The sequence below is a fragment of the Ramlibacter sp. genome, from assembly GCF_029866045.1.
Taxonomy (GTDB): domain Bacteria; phylum Pseudomonadota; class Gammaproteobacteria; order Burkholderiales; family Burkholderiaceae_C; genus Ramlibacter.
On the sequence record NZ_JARXAB010000131.1, the window covers coordinates 1 to 21,867 of the forward strand.

Here is a 21,867-nt window from a genome sequence, read left to right on the forward strand (position 1 = left end):
CCAGGAAGCCGTCCTCGGCCACCTCGCCGCAGTCGCCGGTGTGCAGCCAGCCTTCGGCGTCCAGGGCCTCGGCGGTCTTTTCCGGCAGGTTCCAGTAGCCGCCGAAGACATTGGGACCGCGCACCAGCAGTTCGGCGTCGGCGCCAAGACGCACCTCCGTGCCAGGCAGACGCTCGCCGGCCCAACCCAGACGGATACGGCCACGCGGGGTAATTGAGGCGGCGCCCGAGGTCTCGGTCATGCCGAAGGACTCGCGCAATTCGATACCGCAGGCCAGGAACCACCGAATCAGATCCGGCGGCACCGGTGCAGCGCCGGTGAGTGCGGTGCGCACGTTTTGCAGCCCGAGGAAGACCTTCACATTGCGCAGGGCCAGCCACTGCAGCAGGCGCGCCCACGGCGACAGCGCCAGCGCCGGCCCGCCGTCGGCCTGGGCCTGCACCGACACCTCCAGGGCCTGACGGGCCTGCCTGTACGCCCAGCGCGCCGGCCCGACCGCGTCGCGCATGAACAGCTCGACCTGGGAGTACATCTTTTCCCAGAAGCGCGGCGGGGCAAACACCAGGTGCGGGGCGACCTCACGGATGTCGTTGATCACCGTCCCCGCGTTCTCGGGGAAGTGCACGATCAGGCCCACCGAGAGCGGGCTGAACACGGTGGCCATGCGCTCGGCGATGTGGCACAGCGGGAGGAAAGACAGGGACTTGTCGCCCGGGCCCACCTCAAAGTAGCGGTCGGCGGTGTGCATCTGGAACATCAGGCTCCAGTTCATGATCATGGCGCCTTTGGGCGCACCGGTCGTCCCCGAGGTGTAGACCAGAAAGGCCAGATCCTCGCGCCGGCTGGTGTCGATGGCCGCCTCAAATGCATCGGCCCGGTCCGCCGCCAGTGCCAGGCCGCGGGCGAGGAGGTCGTCGAAGAACATCACCGCCGGGTCCTGGAAGCCGCGCAAGCCCTCACGGTCCATCACCACCACGGTGCGCAGCGTCGGGCACTGGCCGCGCACCTGCAGTGCCTTGTCAAGCTGCTCCTGGTTCTCGACGAACAGGACCACCGTGCCCGAGTCGGCCAGCACATGGCGCACCTGGTCGGGTGAGGAGGTGGGGTAGATGCCGTTTCCGACAAACCCCATGCATTGGGCGCCGAGGTCGGCGTACAGCCACTCGGGACGGTTCTCGGACAGCACGCAGATCCTGTCGCCACGGGCCAGCCCCAGGTCTGCCAGAGCCAGTCCCACCGCGCGGGCGCGTTCGTAGTACTGCCCCCAGGTGGTCGTCTGCCAGAGCCCCAGCACCTTGTGGCGCAAGGCAGGGCGGTCCGCCCACTCCCGGCAGCGGGCCCGAAACAGCCGGGCCGGAGTTTCATGGCCAAGAAACTCGCCCCAGGCGCCAGCTTCGGCCGCACGGGCGGCGAAGTCCATCGGTGGGTGGCTCATGGGCGCTGCGATGGTTGTCCCGCTCATCGCCAGGTCCTCCGGCGCTTCCAGCGTTGGGCGGTGCCGCTGGCGGTCTGCACCGCATGGCCTCCGAGGTAGGCCTCGCGTACATCCGCCTTCTGGCTCAGGGCGGCGCAGCTGTCGGCGGCGACGATACGCCCGAGCTCCATGATGTAGCCGTCGTCGGCATGCGCCAGGGCGATAGCGGCGTTTTGCTCCACCACCAAGATGGCGGTCCCGGTTTCGGATCGGATGCGGCTCACGATGGCAAAGATTTCCTTCGTGAGCAGGGGTGACAGACCGAGGGAGGGCTCGTCCAGCATCAGCAATTGGGGACGGGCGAGGTAGGCCCGGCCGATGGCCAGCATTTGCTGCTCGCCGCCTGAGAGTAGCCCGGCATGCTGCTGCTCGCGCTCGCGCAGACGGGGGAACCAGCCAAGGACGCGGGCCAGATCTTCGCGGACACCCGCCTCGTCCTTGCGTGTGAACGCACCCATGGCCAAGTTGTCGCGCACGCTCAAGAAGGGATAGATTTGCCGACCTTCAGGCACCAGCACCAGGCCCCGGCGGCAAACCGCGTCTGCATCCAGGCCATGAATGCGCTCCCCTTGCCAGAGCACCTCGCCCTTGAAGGGGTCGACCACGCCGGCCAGGGTATTGAGCAGGGTGGTCTTGCCGGCCCCGTTGGCACCCAGCACCGCCACCATCTGGCCTTTGCGCACACTGAGGTTGACACCCTGCATCGCTGCGATCGGGCCGTACCAGGTCTCCAGGTTGCGCACATCCAGCAGCGGCTCTTGTCCAGAGGGGGTCATGTTCGTGGCCATCGTCATGCCCCGAGGTAAGCCGCCACCACAGCGGGATCAGACTGGACCTGGGCCGGCGTGCCCTCGGCCAGCAGGAGGCCCTGCGACATGCAGATCACCCGGTCGGCGACCGCACTGACCAGAGACATGTCGTGTTCGACCATGACCACGGTGATGCCCAGGTCGCTGCGGATGTCGTCGATCCAGAAGGCCAGGTCGCGGGTCTCCTCCGGGTTCAGGCCGGAGGCGGGCTCGTCCAGAAACAGCAGCTCCGGCTTGCAGCACAGGGCGCGCCCAAGCTCGACCACTTTGCGCACGCCATACGGCAGCCCGGAGATGGGGGCGTTGCGCCAAGGCGAGAGATCGAGGAAATCGATGACACGCTCCACCTCGGCGTAGGCCTCCTCCTCAAGACGGACGAGGGCCGGCGTGCGCAGCAGCTGTTGCCACCATTGCCCCTGTGGGAAGCGGTGGCGGCCCAGCATCAGGTTGTCCAGGACGGTGGCGGCCTCGAACAGCTCGATGTTCTGGAAGGTGCGCGCCAGCCCCAGGTGGGCGATGCGCTGGCGGGGCAGGGCGGTGATGTCCTGACCCTTGAAACGGATGCGGCCGGCACTCGGGTCGAACACCCGGGTGACCGCATTGAGCAGGGACGTCTTGCCCGCACCGTTGGGACCGATCACCGCGAGCACCTCACCTCGATGGACCTTCATCGTGAGGTCGGCGATCGCGCGCACCCCGCCAAAGGTCAGGGCCAGACCATCGACCTCCATCAGCGCGCCATTGGTGGCCTGAGTCATCGATAGCGCTCCGACTTCATATAGCGCTTGTTGCGCTTGAAGGTGTCCTTGCGATAGAGCGGAAAGGACTCCAGGAAGGCCCGCACCTTCAGCCAGCGGCCGTTGAGTCCGGTCGGCTCAAACAGCACGAACAGGGCAAGCACCAGGCCAAAGGTGAAGATCTCCATGCCGAACTGCTTGGCCACCGACTCGGGCAGAAAGGTCTTGGCGCGCGAGATGGCCGCAGGCAACATGCTGATCAAAATGGCGCCCAACACCGCACCACGCAGGCTTCCCAGGCCGCCAATCACCACCATCAGCACCAGCTCCAGCGAGAGTAGCAGGGTGAAGCCGTCGGGCGTGAGGTACTTGAGATGATGTGCCAGCACCGCGCCGGCCAGCCCGGTGATGCCCGCCGACAGCGCAAAGGCGGTGGCTTTGACCCGGTCGACTGAAATGCCCAGCGCGTAGGAGGCTGCCTCGGACTCACGCACCCCGATGAAGCCCCGACCGAGACCTGAGCGCAGGAGGTTGCGCAGCGCCAGGATCACCAGCACCAAGACGCCCAGGCAGAAGAAGTAGAAGGGCAGGGGCTTGCCGAGGTCCAGCCCCAGCAGACGGGCATCAGGCACCGGCAGCCCGGTGAAGCCACCGGTGACCGAGGACCAGCGGCCAATGACCTGCTCGACGATGATCGAAAAGGCCAGGGTGACCATGGCCAGGTACAGGCCCGAAATGCGGATGGCCGGTATTCCCACCAGCAAACCGGCCAGGGCGCTGACCCCGGCAGCTGCCGGCAGTGACATCGCCAGCGGCAGGCCCTTGCCCAGGAACCAGGCCTGTGCATAAGCACCGATAGCGACAAAGGCGGCGTGTCCGAGTGAGACCTGCCCGGTGAAGCCGGCCAGCGTCATCAAACCCAGACTGGCGATGCACAGAATGAACACATAGCTCATTTCGCCCAGGATGAAGGGCGTGGCTGCAAACGGCACGACGCACAGCAGGGCGAGCAGCCCGAGGTAGAGCCCGCGCTCCAGGGGGTTGCGGAAGAGGGGGAACCGGTCCCGGTAGCGGATGTGATAGTCGAATCGCATGCCGTCGCCTTCCGATCAGACCCTGCGCCCGTGCGCTTCGCCCAGCAGGCCACGCGGGCGAAGCACGAGCACCGCAATCAACACCAGGTAAGCCACGATGTCCTTGCTGCCGTCCGGCATGTAAACCCCGGCGAACTGCTCAATGACTCCGATGAGAAGCCCGCCGACGATGGCGCCGGGCAGGCTGCCAAAGCCGCCGAGCACGATGGCCGAGAGTGCCTTGAGGGTCACGTACCAGAGGCTGATGTCCACCAGGGTGATGGGTGCCAGCAGCACGCCGGCCACCGCAGCGGAAATCCCTGCCAGCGCCCAGACCAGGGAGTTGACCCGCTTGACGTTGATGCCGTTGAGGTAGGCTGCCAACTGGTTCTGCGAGGCGGCCTGCATCGCAATACCCAGGCGGGTGTAGCGGAAGAAGGCGAACAGGGCGAGCGTCACCAGCAAGGCGGCCACCAGAATCACCAATTGCAGTTCGGCAACCGCGATACCGCCGAGGCTCACCGACTTGTTGCTCCAGGGGGTCGGGTAGTTGCGTGACTCCGGTCCGAACAACATGCTCACTGCACCCCGGATCATGAAGGCCAGAGCGATGGTGAGCATCACTCCGGCAAACTGGGGTTGTCCTGCGATGCGCCGAATTACGACGGCATCCAGGCCGAAAGCCAGCAGGGCCGACCCCGCAACGACCACCAGCAGCGCCGCCCAGAAGGGCCAACCCAAGCCGACGATCAGGCCCCAAGCGCAAAAGGCAGCCACCACCAGCAGATCACCGTGGGCGAAGTTCAGGACCTCGGTCGCCTTGTAGATCAAAACGATACCGATCGCCACCAGGGCGTAGATCGCACCCACTGCGATGCCGTTCACAGTGAGCTGGGCAAAGACGGGCAGCAACTCGGTCATGCGGCTCCGGTTCTTTCGATGACCATGGCGACGGCGAGGCCGGCCGCGCCGCAGATGGCGATCACTGCGCGCCGCTGGTCGCGCCGCTCGAGTTCGTCCAGGGCCATGCCAACCAGGCTGGCGCCGGTCGAACCCATGGCATGGCCGAGGGCAATCGCGCCACCGTTGACGTTGAGCCGGTCATGGCTAATGCCCAGATGCTTCTGGTAGTGCAGCATCAGCGCGGCAAAGGACTCGTTGACCTCGAACAGGTCGATGTCGGTTGGCGTCAGCCCGGCCCGCTGGAGGGCGAGACGGGTCGCGTCGAGCGCACCGGTCAGGGCCAGGGTCCGGTCGACGCAGCAGTCGGCGCTGGAAAGTATGCGTGCGCGGGCCTTCAGCCCCAGTCGCCGCGCGGCGTCCGGGCTGGCGACCAGCACCGCCGAAGCGCCGTCGGCCATGGCGGGCGAGTTGCCAGCATGGTGCACATGGTCAATGCGGGCCAGGCCATAGCGCTGGCACAAAAGGGCGTCGATGCCGTACTTCTCGCCCATCGCGGCAAAGGCCGGTGCCAGGCTCGCCAGCGACCCGGCCTGGGTCTGGGGGCGTGGCGTCTCGTCCTGCGCCAGCACCACCTCAGCGCCAGCCCGCGCAGGCACGACAGATTTGTAATGCCCACCGGCCAGGGCGGCAGCCGCGCGCTGCTGCGAGGCCAGGGCGTAGTCGTCGCACTGGCTGCGGGAAAAGCCTTCCAACGTCGCCACCGCGTCGGCGGCCAGCCCGATGGGAACCAGCGCGGTGTCACGCTGAAAGTCAAAGTCGTGGGTGAGCGGCCCCTGGTCGCTGGCCATGGGCACGCGGGACATCATTTCGACGCCGCCTCCCACCGCCAGACCATCGCTGTGCATCGCCTGCCAGCCGGCAAACTGCACCGCGCTCAGGCCCGAGGCGCAGTAGCGGTTGATCGTCATGCCAGCCACCGCGTCACTCCAACCGGCCTGCAACAGGGCTAGTTTGCCCAGGTTGGCGCCTTGGTCGGCGGTCTGGGTGACGCAGCCAAAGACGCCGTCGACCACCTGGGTGGTGTCCACCGCATGACGCTCGGCGAGCGCCCGCAGGGGCTGCGCGAGCAGTTCTACCGGCTTGATCGCCTTGAGGGATCCCTTGTCGCTACCCCGCCCACGAGGGGTGCGCAGTGCATCAATGATCAGGGCCTGATTCATGCGGCAAGTCTCCTGCTTTCTGTCCGGCCGGGAGGCGGGTCGGTGGGCGATGGCATGGGCGTGGCCCGCAGGCACACCCTGCTCATTGCCACAGAGGTCCACTGAATCCAGCGACGAGTCATCCACGCTCCCCAGTTCGGGCGGAGTGTACGGTCTGGGTTCAGTTATGAAAGCTAGAGGGAACCCGGGGGTCCCCCGCCGGTTGTCCGGGACCAACCTCGTACAGCACTTGGCGCACCTGGATCGGCCCCGAGCAGGCCGAGCAACTGACCTGCAGCCGAAGCGGCTGGCCGCAAGGCCGGTGCCGAAGCAGCAGCGGCGGGCCCTCTGAGGAAACGTAATGGGTATCGCCCCAGACCAGCAGGGCCAGCAGGATGGGGTAGTAGTCAATGCCTTTGTCGGTCAGACGGTATTCACTGCGGCCGCCCCCGATGTCGCGCAGCACGAGCACGCCGGTCTCGGTGAGCCAGGCCAGTCGCTCCGACAGGATGTTGCTGGCCATGCCGGTATCGCGCTGGATCTCGTCGAAACGGCGCAAGCCGGTGAAGATGGAGCGCAGCACCAGCGAGGCCCAGCGGTCGCCAGTGAGTTGCGCCACCTCGACCAGCACACCGGGCGCCTCGGCGGCGGCCTGCCGCTTTTGCCTGCGCCGGCTGTACTCGGGCGGCATCCAGCCGACCCCGGGGCCTTCCTCCCAGTCGATGTCGCGGGCTGAGATCTCACCGCCGCAGCAGGCGCAGGTGGGCACGGCCTCGAATGGGTGGCCGCAAGCGGCATGCCGCAGCCGAACATCCAGCGAGGCGGGGGTACGTGACCAGCGCCGCTCCCAGCGCAACATCATCAGCGCCGTCCAGTACATGTCCTGGCCCTTGGAGGTGATGCGGTACTCATGGCGCAGGGGCCGGGTCGAGTAGGGCACTTTGTCGAACACACCGGCTGCCACAAGGCGCTTGAGCCGGTCGGACAGGGTGGTCTTGAGCAGACCGGTACGAGCCTGGAACTCGTCAAATCGGCGAACACCCAGCCAGGCGGCCTGCATCACCAGCAGCACCGAGGTGTCGCCCACGATCTCGAGAGCCCGCCAGATGGAGCAGGTGCGGATCCAGCCCGCGTTCTCCGGAGCGCTCATGTCAGTTGGCGCACCAGCGCCTGGAGCTGGGGAGCGATCTCGCGGCGCAGCCAATCGGGATCCATGGGCAGGCCATGAAAGGAGCAGTTGATGGCGGCGGGCTCGTTGCGGTCGATACGGCCCAGGGGAACGGCCACCGCCTGGACGTCCGGATAGATCTCACCGACCGAGATGCAGCAGCCATGCCGCGGGTAGGTGCGAACCCCCTCAGTGAGCCCACGGTGGTGTCGGCGCCACTCCTCGGGCTGCTTGACCTGCAACTGATTGAGCAGCGACTCACGCTCGGCCGGGCGGCAGGACATCAGCAGGGCGCGGCCCACCGCAGTACCGGCCAAGGAATGGCGGGTGCCGATTTCCATCGGGTAGACCCGTCGGTTCCAGTGCCGCGCCGACTCGATGTAGACGATGCTCAGACGGTCCCGAATGCCAATCGAAACGGTTCCGCCAGTGCTGCGCGCCAGCTCCATCATGAGGGGCCGGGCCTGCCGGCGCAGGGTGAATTGGGCCAGTACCGGGTGCCCCAGGGAGAGCACCGCCGACCCGAGCTGGTACTTGCCATACTGCTCGGTGGGTGCGAGGTAGCCCAGGCAACTCAGGGTGTAGGCCAGCCGGGAGACAGTGGCGGCTGGCAGGTGCAGGCGCTGGGCCAACTCCTTGTTGCCCAGAATGGGCTCCTCGGGGGTGAAGCACCGAAGCAGCTCAAGGCCACGGGCAAGGGTCGTGGCGAACTGGCGGTCACCCTCGTATTCCTCGAGCCCGGCGGGGACGCGGCGCGGGGGCGCCACGCGTTGGGGATTCAGCATATCGGCAAGAGTTTTGATATAACGAAATTGTATCGTTCCCGGTCTGGGGCGCGCCTAGACTCTGGCCACGATCAACCTGGCGACCTCGACCGGGAACATCAGGAGACACGCCATGAAGCGAGATGCGCTGCCGGTCCATGACATCCCGGCGCTGAACGGGAACAACGCGCCCGTCCTTCAGGAGGACACATTCACCGCGCTCGAGGTGATTGGCAAAGTGCCTACCGACCTCAATGGCCTGTACGTGCGCAACGGCCCGAATGCCTTCTACCCACCCGATTGGCGCTACCACGCCTACGACGGCGACGGAATGCTCCACGCGGTGCGCTTTGCGCAGGGAGAGGTGAGCTACCGTAACCGCTGGGTGCAGACCTCGGCACTGAGCGAAGAGCAGGCCGCCGGGCGCGCCCTCTGGAAGGGCCTGAAGGAGCCGATGCGCGCGGACCGCCCGGACGAACCGCTGAAAAACACCTCGAACACCGACGTGAAGTACCACGCTGGTCGGCTGATCACCATGTGGTACCGCTCCGGCATGCCTTATGCGCTGGATCCGGAGACGCTGCAGACGCTGGGAACGGCGGATTTCGATGGCGCGATCAGCCGCATTTCGGCCCACTCCCGGCCCGACGAGCACACCGGGGAGTTGCTGTTTTTCGACTACTCGATCACCGCGCCCTACATGCAGTACGGCGTGGTCGGCCCCGACCGCAAGCTGCGCCACAAGATCGACATCGACATGCCCGGCCCTGGCCTGCCGCACGACATGGCGGTCACCGAGCACTACACCATCTTGCACGACTTCCCCTTGCGACCGGACCCCGAGGCGCTCGCGGCCGGCCGCTACAAGGTTCGCTTCAACCCGGACCAGCCCTCACGCTTTGCCGTCGTCCCCCGCTATGGCCAGGCCAGCGAGGTGCGCTGGTTCGAGGCTGCGCCCACCTACATGCTGCATGTCGTCAATGCTTGGGAAGAGGGCGACGAGGTGGTCATGGTGGGCACTCCCTACCGGACCTACCAGGACGTGCAGGGTCGCATCGATGCACGCCGGCTGGAGCAAACCATTCACCTGCGGCAGCGAGACTTCCTGCTCCATGAGTGGCGCTTCAACCTCGCGACGGGCCAGACGCGTGAACGCACGATCGACGACGTGCTCAACACGGAGTTTCCGGCGATCAACAGCGCATTCCAGGGCCGCAAGAACCGCTGGTCTTATCACATCGTGTTTCCCCAGGGTGGGCGGGAGGAGCCGCGCTTTCCAGGGCTGGTGAAGTACGACCTGGAAACCGGTGGCTACATCGCCTACAGCGCCGGCCCGCGCTATTTCTACAACGAGGCCGGCTTCGCGCCCCGGGACAATCCGCAGTCCGAGGACGACGGCTACCTGGTCATGCTGGCGTGGAACCCGGACGAAGAGCGCTCTGAGGTGCAGATCTTCGACGCGCGTGGTGCCCGCCTGGCGGAGGGGCCTGTGGCGAGGGTGGTGCTGCCGCGCCGGGTGCCGCACGGCTTTCACGCCACCTTCGTGAGCGAGCAGACCCTGCGCCGCTGGATGTGAACCCATGATCTTGGTTCCAGGCGAGAAGATCGCCGAGTACACACGCCGCGGCTGGTGGGACGAACGCATGATCGGTGAGATCTTCATCGAACAGGCGCAGCGCCTGGGCGACCGCTTGGCCGTGGCCGACCCTCCCAACCGGATGCAACTCACCGGCGAGGCGCCGCTTCGCTGGAGCTGGGCTGCGCTGCAAGAGCAGGTGGGCCGCTGGCTCGACGTCCTGCACGCACGCGGCCTGCGCAAGGACGATGTGGTGGTGGTCCAACTGCCCAATGTGGTCGAGTTGCACCCCATTTACCTAGCCTGCGCCATCGCCGGCGTGGTGGTCTCGCCAGTGCCCGTCCAGTACCGGGCACACGAACTGGCGCATGTGGTCGAGGTCAGCCAGGCGCGTGTGGCGATCGCCGCCACGCGGGTCGGAAGCCATTGCGCCGCCGAGCACTGGCTGGCGCACCAAGGGCAGCTGCCCGGGCTGCGCGAGGTCTGGACGCTGGGGCTGGACGCACCCGCCGGCGCGTTCGACCTGGGGCCAGCCCTGGCCGCGGCTTCGGCCTGGAGCCCGGAGCGCATGCGTGCGCACATGGGTGCCATTGGCCTGTGCGCGCACGATGTGTTCACCATCTGCTGGACCTCGGGCACCGAGGCCCGGCCCAAGGGCGTGCCGCGCAACCACAACGAATGGCTGATCATCGGTCGCTCGGTGATCGATGGCGGGCAGATTCCCGATGGCGCGCAGATGGTGATTCCCTTTCCCTTCGTGAACATGGCGGGGGTGTCGAGCAGCCTGATGGCCTGGCTGGTGGCCGGCTGTGGGCTGCACCAGCATCACCCCTTTGACCTGGACATCTTCATCCAGCAATTGCGCGATCAGCCGATTGACTACAGCGTGGCGGCGCCGGCCGTACTCAACCTGCTGCTCAAGCAGCCAGAAAAGCTGGCGGGCGTGGACCTTTCTCGCCTCAAGCGGATCGGCTCGGGGGGTGGCCCCCTATCGGAGTGGATGGTGCAGCAGATGGCCCTGCAGTTTGGCATCGAGGTGGTGAACTACTTCGGCTCCAACGAGGGCGCCTCTCTCGTTGCAGCCCCGATGGACGTCCCGGACCGCGCACAGCGCGCTATTTATTTCCCTCGGGTGGGCGTGCCCGGCTACGAGTGGACCCTCTCCAACGCACGCAAGGTCACCACACGGCTGGTCGACGTCGAAAGCGGTGAGGACATCCACGAGCCAGGACGTGTGGGTGAACTGCGCTTCAAGGGGCCCACCATCTTCAGCGGCTACTACCGTGCGCCGGAGCTGACCGCGCGCGCCTTCGACGACCAGGGCTACTACCGCACCGGTGATTTGTTCGCGATCGCAGGCGAGAGGGGGCAGTTCTACCGCTTCGCTGGTCGCCACAAGGACATCGTGATCCGGGGCGGTATGAACATCTCCTCCGAGGAGGTGGAAAACCTGCTTTTGGGCCATCCCCAGGTGCGGGAGGCCGCAGTGATTGGTGTGCCCGACACGGTGCTGGGCGAGAAAGTGTGCGCGGTGGTGGCACCCCAGCCCGGGCAGGCTCCCACACTCGAGAGCCTGGTCCACTACCTGCGTGATGAGGCAAAGACGGCGGCATTCAAATGGCCTGAGCATCTGCTGCTGGTCGACGCCTTGCCCCGTAACCCGGTCGGCAAGATTCTCAAGCGCGAGTTGCGCGAGCGCTTCGGTGTCGCTGCCGCGGCCCCCACCGCCGGGGGCGTGTCTGGCGCCTCGGGTCAACCCACAGAGCCGATGGAGTCCCGCGCATGAAACCCGTTTTGCTCCTCATTCCCGGCATGCTCAATGACGGCCGTGTCTGGGCCGACGTCGCTGCGCTGCTGGCGGGAGACGCCGACGTCCGCATGGCCGAGGTCTCGCGACAGGACAGCATCGCCCGAATGCGGGGAGACGCCTGGGCGCAGTTGGCAGACGTACCGGACAGCGCACCCGTGGTGGTGGCCGGCTTCTCGATGGGTGGCTATGTGGCCCTAGACATGCTTGCCCATCCCGCACGCTCGATTCAGGGGCTTTTGTTCATGTCGACATCGGCCATGCCGGAGACCGAGCAAAGCCGGGTGGTGCGCGAAAAGACTCTGGCTGCCATGGGCGCCGACTTCCCCCGATTCGTCAGCGGTGTCCAGGCCTTCAATACCTATTCCACCGACCCGGTGCTAGGCGCACAGTTGCGCCGGATGATGCTGGACATCGGGCCCGAGACGGGCCGCCGCCAGGTGCAGGCCATCATGGGCCGGCAGGACCACCGGGCGCTGCTGGAAAATCTGCCTATGCCGGTCCGCGTTCTGGTCGGTCGCCACGACCGAGTCACGCCGCCGCCGCTGTCGGAAGCACTGGCGCAGCAGATCGCACAGGCACAGCTCGAGATCATCGACGACGCGGGGCACATGCTGCCGCGCGAGAAGCCGGAGGCCGTGGCACGCGTGCTGCGGGAATTGATTTCAGGGACGACAACAACCGATACAGGAGACAACTCATGAAAAAACGCGCATTGCTCGCTGCTGCTGCAGCCGCTTGGCTGGCCACGTCCGCCCTGGCACCCGTCGCCGCCCAGTCCTGGCCAGACCGGCCGATCAAGGTCATCGTGCCCTTTGCCGCCGGTAACGTGCTCGACACCGCCTTGCGCCAGGTGGGGGAGGAGATGAAGAAGACCAACGGCCAGAACATCATCATCGACAACAAGCCTGGCGGGGCCGGCATCATCGCGGTGCAGGCCCTGATGCAGGCGCCGCCCGATGGCTACACGCTGCTGCTGAATAACACCAGCATGCTGACCATCAACCCCTTCACCTTCTCCAAGCTCCCCTACGACAACGAAAAGAGCTTCAAGCACGTCACCGGCTTCCTGGGCTCGTCCCTGGTGCTGGCGGTCAATGCGGCATCTGTGCCGGCCAACAACCTCAAGGAATTCATCGCCTGGGCCAAGCCTCAGGGCGCTGGGGTGTCCTACGCATCCTTCACCGCTGGCAACTCGTCGCACTTCGCCGGCGTGATCCTGAACCAGCGTGCTGGCCTGAACATGGTGCATGTGCCCTTCAACGGAACCCCGCCTGCGGTGCAAAACCTGGTGGGTGGTCAGGTGCATGCTGCCTTCCTGCCGCTGACCGCCGTCCGCCCGCATGTCGAGTCGGGCAAGGTCAAGGTGCTGGCCGTGTCCACCCCCAAGCGCTCGCCGCTGATGCCGGCCGTACCCACCTTCGTTGAGGAGGGCTTTGCCGACATGAACATTTATATCTGGTCGGGCCTTTCTGCGCCCCTGGGCACGCCCGATGCAGTGGTGCAGCGGGTGCAGGCGGAGTTCGCCAAGGCGCTCAAGACGCAAGCCATCATCGACAAGTGGCGCGAGACCGATTCCGAGCCGCTGCCTTTCAGCACACCGGACTTCATCAACTTCGTTCGCGCGGACGCCAAGCGATGGTCGGAGGCGGTACGCATCTCCGGCTTCAAGGCCAGCGAGTAAGTCAAAGCCCAAGCGCGCCAGCACGATGCCTCATTCCGAACTCCTCTCCAGCCTGCGCGTGCCTGTGGTGGCGGCGCCGATGTTCCTCATTTCCGGCCCGGACCTGGTGCTGGCCGCCTGCAAGGCGGGTATCGCGGGCGCGTTTCCGACGCCCAATGCCCGCCCGATCGAGGTCCTGGAAGTTTGGATGAAGCGCATCACCGAGGGGCTGGCCCAGGCCCGTGACACCCAGGGTGCGGCCTCGCTCGGCCCCTGGGTGGCCAACCTGGTCACCCATTCGTCCAACACCCGGCTGCCGCAAGACCTGGAACTGGTCGCCCGCTACCAGCCACCGGTGGTGGTCACCGCGCTGGGCAGCCCCAAGCCGGCGATCGAGGTGGTGCAGCGTTACGGAGGCAAGGTGATCGCCGATGTCACCACCCTGGCGCTCGCGCGCAAGGCGGTGGCCGCTGGTGCCGACGGCCTGGCCTGCATCAGCGCGGGCGCGGGAGGCCACACCGGCACGCTCTCGCCCTTTGCCTTCGTGAGCGCGGTACGCGAGTTCTTTGATGGCCTACTGGTGGTCGGCGGCGGTATCAGCGACGGCTGGGGAGTGGCGGGCGCCATCGCCAGCGGCGCCGATCTGGTCTACATGGGAACCCGCTTCATTCCTACCGATGAGAGCCAGGCGGATCCGGCCTACAAGCAGATGATCGTCGACTGCAACGCCGAAGACCTGATCGTCACGGCCGGCATCACCGGCACCGCGGCCAGTTGGCTCAAGCCTTCGATGAGGAATGCAGGTCTGGATCCGGACCAAATGCCCGACACCCCAGCGCGCAGCTACGACAGCAACCAGAGTTTTGCCGGCAAGCGCTGGATGGACGTCTGGGCCGCGGGCCAAGGTCTGGGTGCCATCAAGCAGATCGAGCCGGTGGCCCAAGTGGTGGACCGGCTGGTTGTGGAATACCAGCAGGCGGCAAAGCGCTTCGCTGCGCTAGCGCGCTAGCGGGCCGACACCTCGTCACCCGAAACCGACAACACACACCAGCCAGGCCGCGTGATGCACATCGACCTTGTGGACGAACCCCTGCACACCCTGCAGCCGCAGGGGCACCCCTTCATGAGCGGGCCTTTCACCCCCAACTGGCAGGAAGTCAACGCCAGCGGGCTCGAGGTGATCGGCGAGATTCCTCGGCGCCTCAACGGGGTCTACCTGCGCAACACCCAGAACCCGGTGCATCAGCCTCTGGGCACCTACCACGCCTTCGATGGCGATGGCATGGTGCACCTCCTGAGTTTCCAGGACGGGCGCTGCGAGTACCGCAACCGCTTCGTCCGCACCCGGGGCTTCGAGGAGGAGCAGGCCGCTGGCCAGGCCCTCTACGCTGGCCTGATTGACCGGCCCTCGCTCGCCACCCGCCCGGGCTGGGGCGCCCGCGGCGGGCTCAAGGACACCTCGGCCACCGATGTCATCGTCCACGCCGGCCAGGCGCTCACCACCTTCTACCAATGTGGCGAGCCTTACTACCTAGACGCCCGCACGCTGGAGATGAAGGGCGTTGCCCCCTGGGGCGCAAAGGTGATGGACGGCAACGGAATTTCAGCCCACCCCAAGGTCTGCCCGCGCAGCGGTGACCTGCTGTTTTTCAACTACTCGAAGCAGGCCCCCTTCATGCATTACGGGGAGGTCGACAAGGACCACCGTCTCGTGCACTACGTGCCGGTGCCACTGCCCGGCCCGCGGCTACCGCACGACATGATGTTCACTGAGCACTTCGCCATCCTCAATGACTTTCCCCTGCACTGGGACGAAGCGTTGCTCCCCCAGGGCCGGCACAAGCTGGTCTACCACGCCGACCGCCCGTCCCGCTTTGCGCTGGTGCCGCGGCGGCATGCGCCGCAGACGGGTATTCAGTGGTTCGAGGCCAGTCCCACCTATGTGCTCCACTGGCTCAATGCCTGGGAGGAGGGCGATGAGGTCGTTCTCCACGGCTACCACCAGAAGACCCCCATGCCCACCGGAGGCTACGACAACACCGGCGGCACATTGGGCCCGTCGCGCTACGGCCCCACGCTCTACGAGTGGCGGCTCCATCGGGTCACGGGTGCCGTGCGCGAGCGCCGGCTCGATGAACGCCACCTGGAGTTCGGCATGGTCAATGCACGTTACTGGGGCCGGCCCTACCGCTATTCCTACAACATGATCGCGCACCCGGGCTCTTTCCTGTTCGACGGCATTCTTCGCTATGACCATACAAGCAGCCAGTCGCAGCGGTACCTCTTCGGAGAGGGGCGTTTTGGCAGCGAGTCGCCGATGGCGCCCTGCCACGATGCCGGCACCGGACCTGGTGATGAAGACGACGGCTATGTGGTGAGCTTCGTCACCGACATGAGCGCCGACCGCTCCGAGTGCATCGTGCTCGACGCCCGCAACATCGCCGCCGGGCCGGTGGCGCGCATCCTCCTTCCGCACCGAATCAGCAGCGGCACCCACGCCTGCTGGGCCGACGCGAGTGAAATCCGCTCAGACTGGCAGGTACCCGCTTGAGCCCGACACAACACCCAGAGAAAGGCAATCCATGAACACGCCCGTCTACATCCTCGGTGGCTACCAGACCGACTTCGCCAAAGCGTGGGCCCGAAACGGGCAGGATATTTCCGACATGACCCGCGAGGGCACGCTAGGCACCCTACAGGCTGCCGGGGTGGACGCGGCCGAGATCGAGAGCATCCACGTTGGCAACGCCTTCGGCGAGATGCAGCGCCAGCAGGCCCACCTGGGCGCCATGGTGGCCCAGGTGGTGCCCGAGTTGTGGGGCGTGCCCGCGATGCGGCACGAAGGGGCCTGCGCCTCCTCCTCGCTGGGAGTTCTCAGCGCCATGGCTGAAATCGAAGCCGGCCGCTATGGCTGCGCCCTGGTGCTGGGGGTAGAGGAGTTCAAGAACCTCTCCGGCAACGAAGCCTCGGTGAACCAGAACGCCGCCGCTTGGCAAGGCCATGAGGGCTTTGACTGCACCTTCATGTGGCCGGCAGTCTTTGGCCGCGTCGCGATGGAGTACGAAAGCCGCTACGGCCTGGACCGCCAATACCTCAATCGCATTGCCGAGATCAATTACGGCAACGCCCGCCGCAACCCCCTGGCCCAAACCCGCACTTGGACGTTTCAGCCCGAGGACTTCACTGACGATGATGTGGCCAACCCGGTGATCGAGCCCGGAACTCGCCGCCGTGACTGCGGCCAGATCACCGACGGCGCTTGCGGTCTGGTGCTGGCCTCAGCCGAGTTTGCCCAGGCCCATGCCCGCCGCACCGGCCGCCGCCTCGAGGACATTCCCCGCATCAGCGGCTGGGGCCACCGCAACGCCGGCCTGCGACTGCAAGACAAGTTCGACCGCAGCCAAGGCCAGACCTATGTCTTCCCGCACCTGCGGCAAGCGCTGGAGGACGCCTGGAAGCGCGCCGGTGTGCCTGGGGTTGACGCGATGGACGGCATCGAGACGCATGACTGCTTCACCACCACCGAGTACGCCGCCATCGACCACCTGGGTCTCACGCCGCCCGGCCAGAGCTGGCAGGCGGTGGAAGACGGCACCATCGCCCCCGGCGGTCGTTGCCCGGTCAACATGAGCGGCGGCCTGATCGGTTGCGGCCACCCGGTGGGCGCGACTGGCGCGCGCATGGTGCTCGATGCGGCGCGACAGGTGACGGGACAGGCGGGCGACTGCCAGATCGAAGGTGCGAAGCGCCTGCAGACCCTCAACATCGGCGGCTCCTGCGCCACGGTGGTGAGCTTCGTGGTCGAGCGCGGCTGACAGCGGCGACAACCGGACTGCATGGACGCATCCGCCCCGGCCAAAGGCGCTCCCCAACCCGCGAGCGGACTTGGTCCATTCACTGCACAAGGGCCTGGAGATCCTTTCCTCCTTCCCGGAGGTCGAGCTTCTTGGGCCACTGGAATCTGAAGGGCCTGGGTCCTCAGCCCAGAACCCAATCGGACAGCGCTTGTGCCACTGCCCGCGGCTGCTCCATTGGCACCAGGTGCCCGCCGCCCTCAATGGCAACGAAGCGGGCCCCGGGGATGCCGGCGGCCAGCGCCGACATCTGCGCGGGTGTAAACAGCTTGTCGTGCGAGGCGGCCAGGACCAGGGTGGGCCGGGAGCCATCGAGCAGCCGGCTTCGATCGGGACGGGCAACGGTGGCGCGCACATGGGCGGCGAAATGGTCGGGGCCATAGGCCTGCACCATCTTCCGCCGCCGGTCCAACAGGGCCGCATTGGCCAGGCTGTCCGGATGGAAAGCGAGGGGCGCAGACTGCTCCATCAGCTCGAAGTAGCGGCCCTGGGCCACCGCCTCGAGAGAGGCCAGACGCCGCTGCGCAGCCTCGGCTGAATCGGCCTGCGGCGCCGAGCACAAAAGGGCAAAGCCGGCCACCCGCTCGGGTGCCGCCTCGAGCATGGCCAGCGCCACGTAACCACCGAAAGAAAAGCCGGCCAGCCAGAAGCGCTGCGGCAGGCGCTCCAGCCAGTGCGCGGCGATCACCTCCACCGATTCAAGCGGTGGGTTGTCGCGGGTATGAACCTGCACTGTGGTGGGCAGGGCGGCCAACACGCCGTCAAAGACGGCGGCCGTGTTGTTCAGGCCCGGGACCAGGGCGAGTGCCGGGGCCGATATTTGAGCGGTGCCTACCGCCTGCGAGCGCGTGTCAGTTGCTGCGGTCATGCTGGAATTTACTGGAGATCGAATTTCGCGAGGTCAATCCGATTGCTCTGAAGCCAGGCCGTCCTCACCAACCTCGGCGCAGCCGCTCCCCACTCACCCAGGTGCCGTGGAAGCCATGCGGCACCCGCTGTGGCAGCCGGATGCGGGTGACGGGACCCTGGGCCACATCCCGTGCATCGAAGATGGTGACGAAGGAGGCCTGGGCCGCAGCGTCCCACATGAAGCCAACCAGGTAGCCGTCGTCTTCGGCCTTTGCGCCATCGGCCGGTGCGAAGGGCGGCTCGCTGAACCACTTGTCGACGCCACCGTGGTAGGCGCTGGTGCTGCCCCGGAGCAGGTCGTGTCGGGCGATGCCGCAAAAACGCGGGTCCTCCGGCCGGGTGTTGCGGGCCATCAGCACGTTCCACGCGTAGCGGGTCTTGAAGCCCTGCATCGCCGAGTTGATGACGGGAAACTCTTGGTTGAAGATGTCGTCGAGAACACGTTCCCGGGTCTGGCCAGTGCGCAGGTTGAGGCGCCACTCGTAGAAGATGCAGTCGTTGTCCAGCGTGGCCAGCAGCCGGGGGAAGCCCTCCGCGTCGACCTGGCCGCGCCAGTCGCGCGGCACGCGAAAGGGTGTACCAACCATGACGATCTCGGTGCCGCCATGGCCGTCGTCCTCCTCCCAGGCGTTGGCCACGTGGTACATGTAGGTCGGCTTGGCCTCGAACCAGCGAATCTGGTCCGGGCTGCCATGGCGCGGCACCACCGCGAAACGCGAGGGCATGTCGGCGTAGAACTTGAGCTTGTGCCGACCGGCGGCAAAGGCGTCCATGTCGTAGAACAAGGGGAAGTCGTGCAGCACCGTGTAGTGCTCGGTCACCGCCATGTCATGCGGGAGGCGCGGGCCCGGCAACTGCACGGGCATGAAGGTCTGCAGCGCGCCATGCCGGTCGATCACCCCGTAGTGCATGTAGGGCGCTTCTTTGCCATAGGCAAAGAATAGAAATTCGCCGGTGCGCTCGTCCACCTTCGAGTGGGCCGATATCGGCAGCCCCGCGATGCGTGGGTCCATGTCCAGCCGGCCAGTGGTGGAGAGGTCCGTCGGGTTCACCTTGTAGACATCGCCGCCCAAGTACCACATGGCCAGCAACTGGCCGGCGTGGTACTTCACATCGGTGTTAGCGGTGTTCTTCAGCGGCGCATCCGGCCTGTCCTTGCGCGGCGGGTCCTTGATCCCTTGCCACAAGGCCTGACCCGCGGCGCGCTCCTCCTGCAAGCCCTGGGTGTTCACCCAGCGGTTACGGTAGCGGGCCCGACCGCCCTCAAACTCCACCGCGTGCAGCATGCCGTCGCCGTCGAACCAGTGGTAGCGGCCGGCGGCCTCGAAGCGACGGTTCGGACCGTTGCGTACATGCATGCCGGTCAGGTCACGCGGAATCTCGCCCTCGACCACATCGGTCAGGTCGACGGTCAGCTCGCGCGCCACAGGCGCGAAGCCTCCTTCGAGAACAGGCAGGTCGTTCATTCCCATGAGGGTCTCCTCGGTATGTCGGTGGGTCGGGTGGGACGCGTCGGTGAGGTGGTCACGGCTTCAGGCGGCGTTGCGCTGGGGACGGCGCGATTGCGAGACGCCAAAGCGCCCGGCAACAAAGCCCAGGTGGGTGAGGCTGGCGTTGCCGGCCGGGTTGAGGCCGGTGACGTGGTAGTCGCTGTAGGCAGCGGCGAAGTTGAGCGGCATCGCACCTGTGAGGTTGGTGGTGAGCTGCGCGCCGGCGCGGGCATAGGCGGCCTCGGCCTTGGCAATATAGCGCTCGTCGGTGGAATACAGGAAGGCCGTCAGGCCGCCAAACTCCCGCACATCAGCGGTGGCCTGGGCCAGCGCGTCCTCGGCACTGTCGCACGCGATCACGAAGCTCACCGGGCCAAAGCGCTCGCCGCCGTAAAGCGCGCGATCAGCGGTACTCACCTGCAGCATCAATGGGGTGCTGGTGCGGGCCTGAGGAAATTCGGGGTGCGGGTAGGGCGCAGGCTCAAGCAGCACCCGGCCCGTGTCAGCGCCCTGCTGCCGGAAGCCTTCGAGCATGGCCAGCGTCTGGGGCGACTGAATCGTCGCCAGAATCATCGAGGCCTTCTTGGGGTCGCGGGTGAGGGCAGCGACCGCTGCGGCCAGCCGCTCGCCGACCTCGTCCAGAGACACCTGACCCTGGGGCGTACGCACGCCGCTTCGGGGGACGTAGATGTTTTGCGGGCTGGTGCACATCTGCGCACTGAACATGCACAGCGTGGTGGCCAGGCTGCGGATGGCGGCGTCGAGGTCCTCGGCGGACTCCAGCACGACGGTGTTGCAGCCAGCGGTCTCGGTGTAGGCCAGGGCAGGCCAGGCGTTTTGCTCGACCCACTGACCAAACTGCACGCTGCCGGTGAAGTCGACGATGGCGGTCCTGGGATGTTTGACCAGCACCTTGCCCAGCGGCTCGGCCACCGAGTCCACCGCCAGCGTGACCAGGTTGGGATCAAACCCAGCCGCGGCCAGCACCCGACGGAACACACGCACCGAGATGGCCATAGGCAGCACCGTGGCCGGGTGCGGCTTGACGATCACCGGGTTGCCGGTGGCCAAGCTGGCCAGCATCGAGGGCCAGGCGTTCCAGGTGGGGAAACTTGCACAGGTGAAACACACCGCCACACCGCGCGGGATGATTCGATAGGTCTTCTCCAGCCGGATCTGCGACGGGCCGAAGCTGCGCTCCCAGTACGCGTGGGGGGTCACGAGCCGCATCGCCTTTTCGGCATAGACCAGGGCCTCGATGCCCCGGTCCAGCGCGTTGACCCCGGAGCCCGCGTAGGCCATGTTGTAGCTCTGGCCGGCGGTGTGCATGACTGCATGCGTCAGCTCAAAGAGGTGCTCACGGTACAGAACGTCCAACACCTCCATCAATGTGCCGAGGCGGGTTTCGATGGACGCCTGACTCCAGGCGGGCATGGCCGCAGATGCGGCGTCAAACAGCGCGTCGACATTGGCGCGGGGGTAATCAATCGCCAGAGGCTGCTGGGTGTAGGGTGAAACTTCCTCGCCGAGCCAACCCACCTGACCCGGCTGATCGAGCGCAAAGCGCCGCCGGCTGCCAGCATCTGCGCCATCGCCCAAGTGGGCCTCAAATGCTGTCCGACCAGCGGCCTGGGCGGCGACCGCGTCCGGGTACTTGGCCGGCATCTCCGGGTAGGGGCTCCAGCAATGCCGGGCCTCGCAGGCCTGGCGAGCCAGTTCCAGAACCGGCAGGTGCTTTTCGTAGGAATTCATGTGGCTTTCTTTCTGCGCCAGACCAGCCGGTGATGCCGCATGACGCCCAGCGCACCCGGCAGGGGATCAGAGGCGGAGAGCGTCAAGCTGCCATCGGCAGCGAAGTCCACATTGCGCACCTGCTGGCTGCCGACGAAGTTGGGGTTGAGCGCGAGGTCCACCTGGTGAACGACCTGTGCCTGGCCCTGATGAATGCGGGTTTCATAGCTGCCGGCGTAGCTGAAGTAGCTCTCGAAGGCAGCAAGTCGCTCGGCCTCAGGCACGCTGCGCACGCTCTCGCCAGACAGGCGCGGTCGGCCCCCCCGGGAAATGGTGCCGGCCATGCCGCCGTCGTGGGTGTACTGAATCAGGCCGATCGCATCCTCGCCATACGGAAAGCTGCTGGGCCGGCCATCGCTGTAGGCAATTTCCCAGCGAAGGAGTTGCCAGACCCCCTGCAGCCGCTGGGCGGTCTCTGTGGCCTGGTCGGTGAGTGGGCTGATTGCCAAGGCTTCTCCTGGAGTACCCGAGCGGGCTGACTTTCGTAATTGAACTGACTCTACGAAGTTAGCCGGTGACTGGCCCGGCCGCAAGGGGAAAACCGCGTGTACCCCCCGAGTTGCGCCGGCAGCAGCCGGCGCACACACGCAAGACCACTGCCCGAGAACTAATTTCACACCTTTTTATAGTTCTTTGGTATACATTTAACT

General features: G+C 66.3%; 19 protein-coding genes. 7 read left to right on the forward strand and 12 right to left on the reverse strand.

Annotated features, from left to right (window positions below; genetic code table 11):
- From QE494_RS13560 to QE494_RS13595, 8 genes are all read right to left on the reverse strand, one after another.
- The coding region (locus QE494_RS13560) for a long-chain fatty acid--CoA ligase (protein ID WP_300044056.1) at positions 1-1,462 on the reverse strand (1,462 nt) is incomplete at its 3' end.
- On the reverse strand, positions 1,459-2,250 hold the full coding sequence (locus tag QE494_RS13565) for an ABC transporter ATP-binding protein (RefSeq protein WP_300044057.1): 792 nt from the start codon (positions 2,248-2,250) through the stop codon (positions 1,459-1,461). The genes QE494_RS13560 and QE494_RS13565, both read right to left, overlap by 4 nt.
- A 14-nt stretch (positions 2,251-2,264) precedes the next feature.
- Positions 2,265-3,041 (reverse strand): ABC transporter ATP-binding protein, encoded by a 777-nt coding sequence (locus tag QE494_RS13570; RefSeq protein WP_300044058.1) that lies wholly within the window; start codon positions 3,039-3,041, stop codon positions 2,265-2,267.
- Entirely contained in the window at positions 3,038-4,114 is a 1,077-nt protein-coding gene (locus tag QE494_RS13575) for a branched-chain amino acid ABC transporter permease (protein WP_300044059.1), read from the reverse strand. The genes QE494_RS13570 and QE494_RS13575 overlap by 4 nt, the downstream gene beginning before the upstream one ends.
- 15 nt (positions 4,115-4,129) lie before the next feature.
- Positions 4,130-5,014: a branched-chain amino acid ABC transporter permease gene (locus tag QE494_RS13580; protein WP_300044060.1), complete on the reverse strand. Its 885-nt coding sequence runs from the start codon at positions 5,012-5,014 to the stop codon at positions 4,130-4,132.
- Positions 5,011-6,216: an acetyl-CoA C-acyltransferase gene (locus QE494_RS13585; RefSeq protein WP_300044061.1), complete on the reverse strand. Its 1,206-nt coding sequence runs from the start codon at positions 6,214-6,216 to the stop codon at positions 5,011-5,013. Before QE494_RS13585 ends, QE494_RS13580 begins: the two co-directional genes overlap by 4 nt.
- A gap of 160 nt (positions 6,217-6,376) precedes the next feature.
- On the reverse strand, positions 6,377-7,345 hold the full coding sequence (locus tag QE494_RS13590; RefSeq protein WP_300044062.1) for a helix-turn-helix domain-containing protein: 969 nt from the start codon (positions 7,343-7,345) through the stop codon (positions 6,377-6,379).
- Positions 7,342-8,148 carry an IclR family transcriptional regulator gene (locus QE494_RS13595; protein WP_300044063.1) on the reverse strand — a complete coding sequence of 269 codons (807 nt, stop codon included), beginning with the start codon at positions 8,146-8,148 and terminating at the stop codon, positions 7,342-7,344. The genes QE494_RS13590 and QE494_RS13595 overlap by 4 nt, the downstream gene beginning before the upstream one ends.
- 112 nt (positions 8,149-8,260) lie before the next feature.
- Here QE494_RS13595 and QE494_RS13600 point away from each other — a divergent pair, with 112 nt between their 5' ends.
- The 7 genes from QE494_RS13600 to QE494_RS13630 are packed head-to-tail and all read left to right on the forward strand — an operon-like array spanning position 8,261 to position 16,988.
- Positions 8,261-9,703, forward strand: coding sequence for a carotenoid oxygenase family protein (locus QE494_RS13600; RefSeq protein ID WP_300044064.1), 1,443 nt, complete (start codon positions 8,261-8,263; stop codon positions 9,701-9,703).
- Between the two features lie 4 nt (positions 9,704-9,707).
- Positions 9,708-11,489, forward strand: a complete 1,782-nt coding sequence (locus QE494_RS13605) for a class I adenylate-forming enzyme family protein (protein WP_300044065.1) — start codon at positions 9,708-9,710, stop codon at positions 11,487-11,489.
- On the forward strand, positions 11,486-12,214 hold the full coding sequence (locus QE494_RS13610; RefSeq protein ID WP_300044066.1) for an alpha/beta fold hydrolase: 729 nt from the start codon (positions 11,486-11,488) through the stop codon (positions 12,212-12,214). The genes QE494_RS13605 and QE494_RS13610 overlap by 4 nt, the downstream gene beginning before the upstream one ends.
- A complete protein-coding gene (locus QE494_RS13615; protein ID WP_300044067.1) occupies positions 12,211-13,194 on the forward strand; it encodes a tripartite tricarboxylate transporter substrate binding protein in 984 nt (327 codons plus the stop codon). The genes QE494_RS13610 and QE494_RS13615 overlap by 4 nt, the downstream gene beginning before the upstream one ends.
- A gap of 25 nt (positions 13,195-13,219) precedes the next feature.
- The gene (locus QE494_RS13620) at positions 13,220-14,182 is read left to right on the forward strand and encodes a nitronate monooxygenase family protein (protein WP_300044068.1); all 963 of its coding nucleotides are present in this window, start codon (positions 13,220-13,222) and stop codon (positions 14,180-14,182) included.
- Between the two features lie 54 nt (positions 14,183-14,236).
- The gene (locus QE494_RS13625; RefSeq protein WP_300044069.1) at positions 14,237-15,724 is read left to right on the forward strand and encodes a carotenoid oxygenase family protein; all 1,488 of its coding nucleotides are present in this window, start codon (positions 14,237-14,239) and stop codon (positions 15,722-15,724) included.
- Positions 15,725-15,755: 31 nt separating this feature from the next.
- Positions 15,756-16,988 (forward strand): acetyl-CoA acetyltransferase, encoded by a 1,233-nt coding sequence (locus QE494_RS13630; RefSeq protein ID WP_300044070.1) that lies wholly within the window; start codon positions 15,756-15,758, stop codon positions 16,986-16,988.
- Positions 16,989-17,151: 163 nt separating this feature from the next.
- On the opposite strand, the gene QE494_RS13635 is transcribed toward QE494_RS13630, so the two are convergent.
- The 4 genes from QE494_RS13635 to QE494_RS13650 all read right to left on the reverse strand — a co-directional run bounded on the left by QE494_RS13635 (position 17,152) and on the right by QE494_RS13650 (position 21,666).
- The gene (locus tag QE494_RS13635) at positions 17,152-17,895 is read right to left on the reverse strand and encodes an alpha/beta fold hydrolase (protein WP_300044072.1); all 744 of its coding nucleotides are present in this window, start codon (positions 17,893-17,895) and stop codon (positions 17,152-17,154) included.
- Positions 17,896-17,959: 64 nt separating this feature from the next.
- The gene (locus QE494_RS13640) at positions 17,960-19,408 is read right to left on the reverse strand and encodes a carotenoid oxygenase family protein (protein ID WP_300044073.1); all 1,449 of its coding nucleotides are present in this window, start codon (positions 19,406-19,408) and stop codon (positions 17,960-17,962) included.
- 60 nt (positions 19,409-19,468) lie between these two features.
- The gene (gene paaN, locus QE494_RS13645) at positions 19,469-21,178 is read right to left on the reverse strand and encodes a phenylacetic acid degradation protein PaaN (protein WP_300044075.1); all 1,710 of its coding nucleotides are present in this window, start codon (positions 21,176-21,178) and stop codon (positions 19,469-19,471) included.
- Positions 21,175-21,666, reverse strand: a complete 492-nt coding sequence (locus QE494_RS13650; protein WP_300044076.1) for a lipocalin-like domain-containing protein — start codon at positions 21,664-21,666, stop codon at positions 21,175-21,177. Before QE494_RS13650 ends, paaN begins: the two co-directional genes overlap by 4 nt.
- Positions 21,667-21,867: the final 201 nt, after the last annotated feature.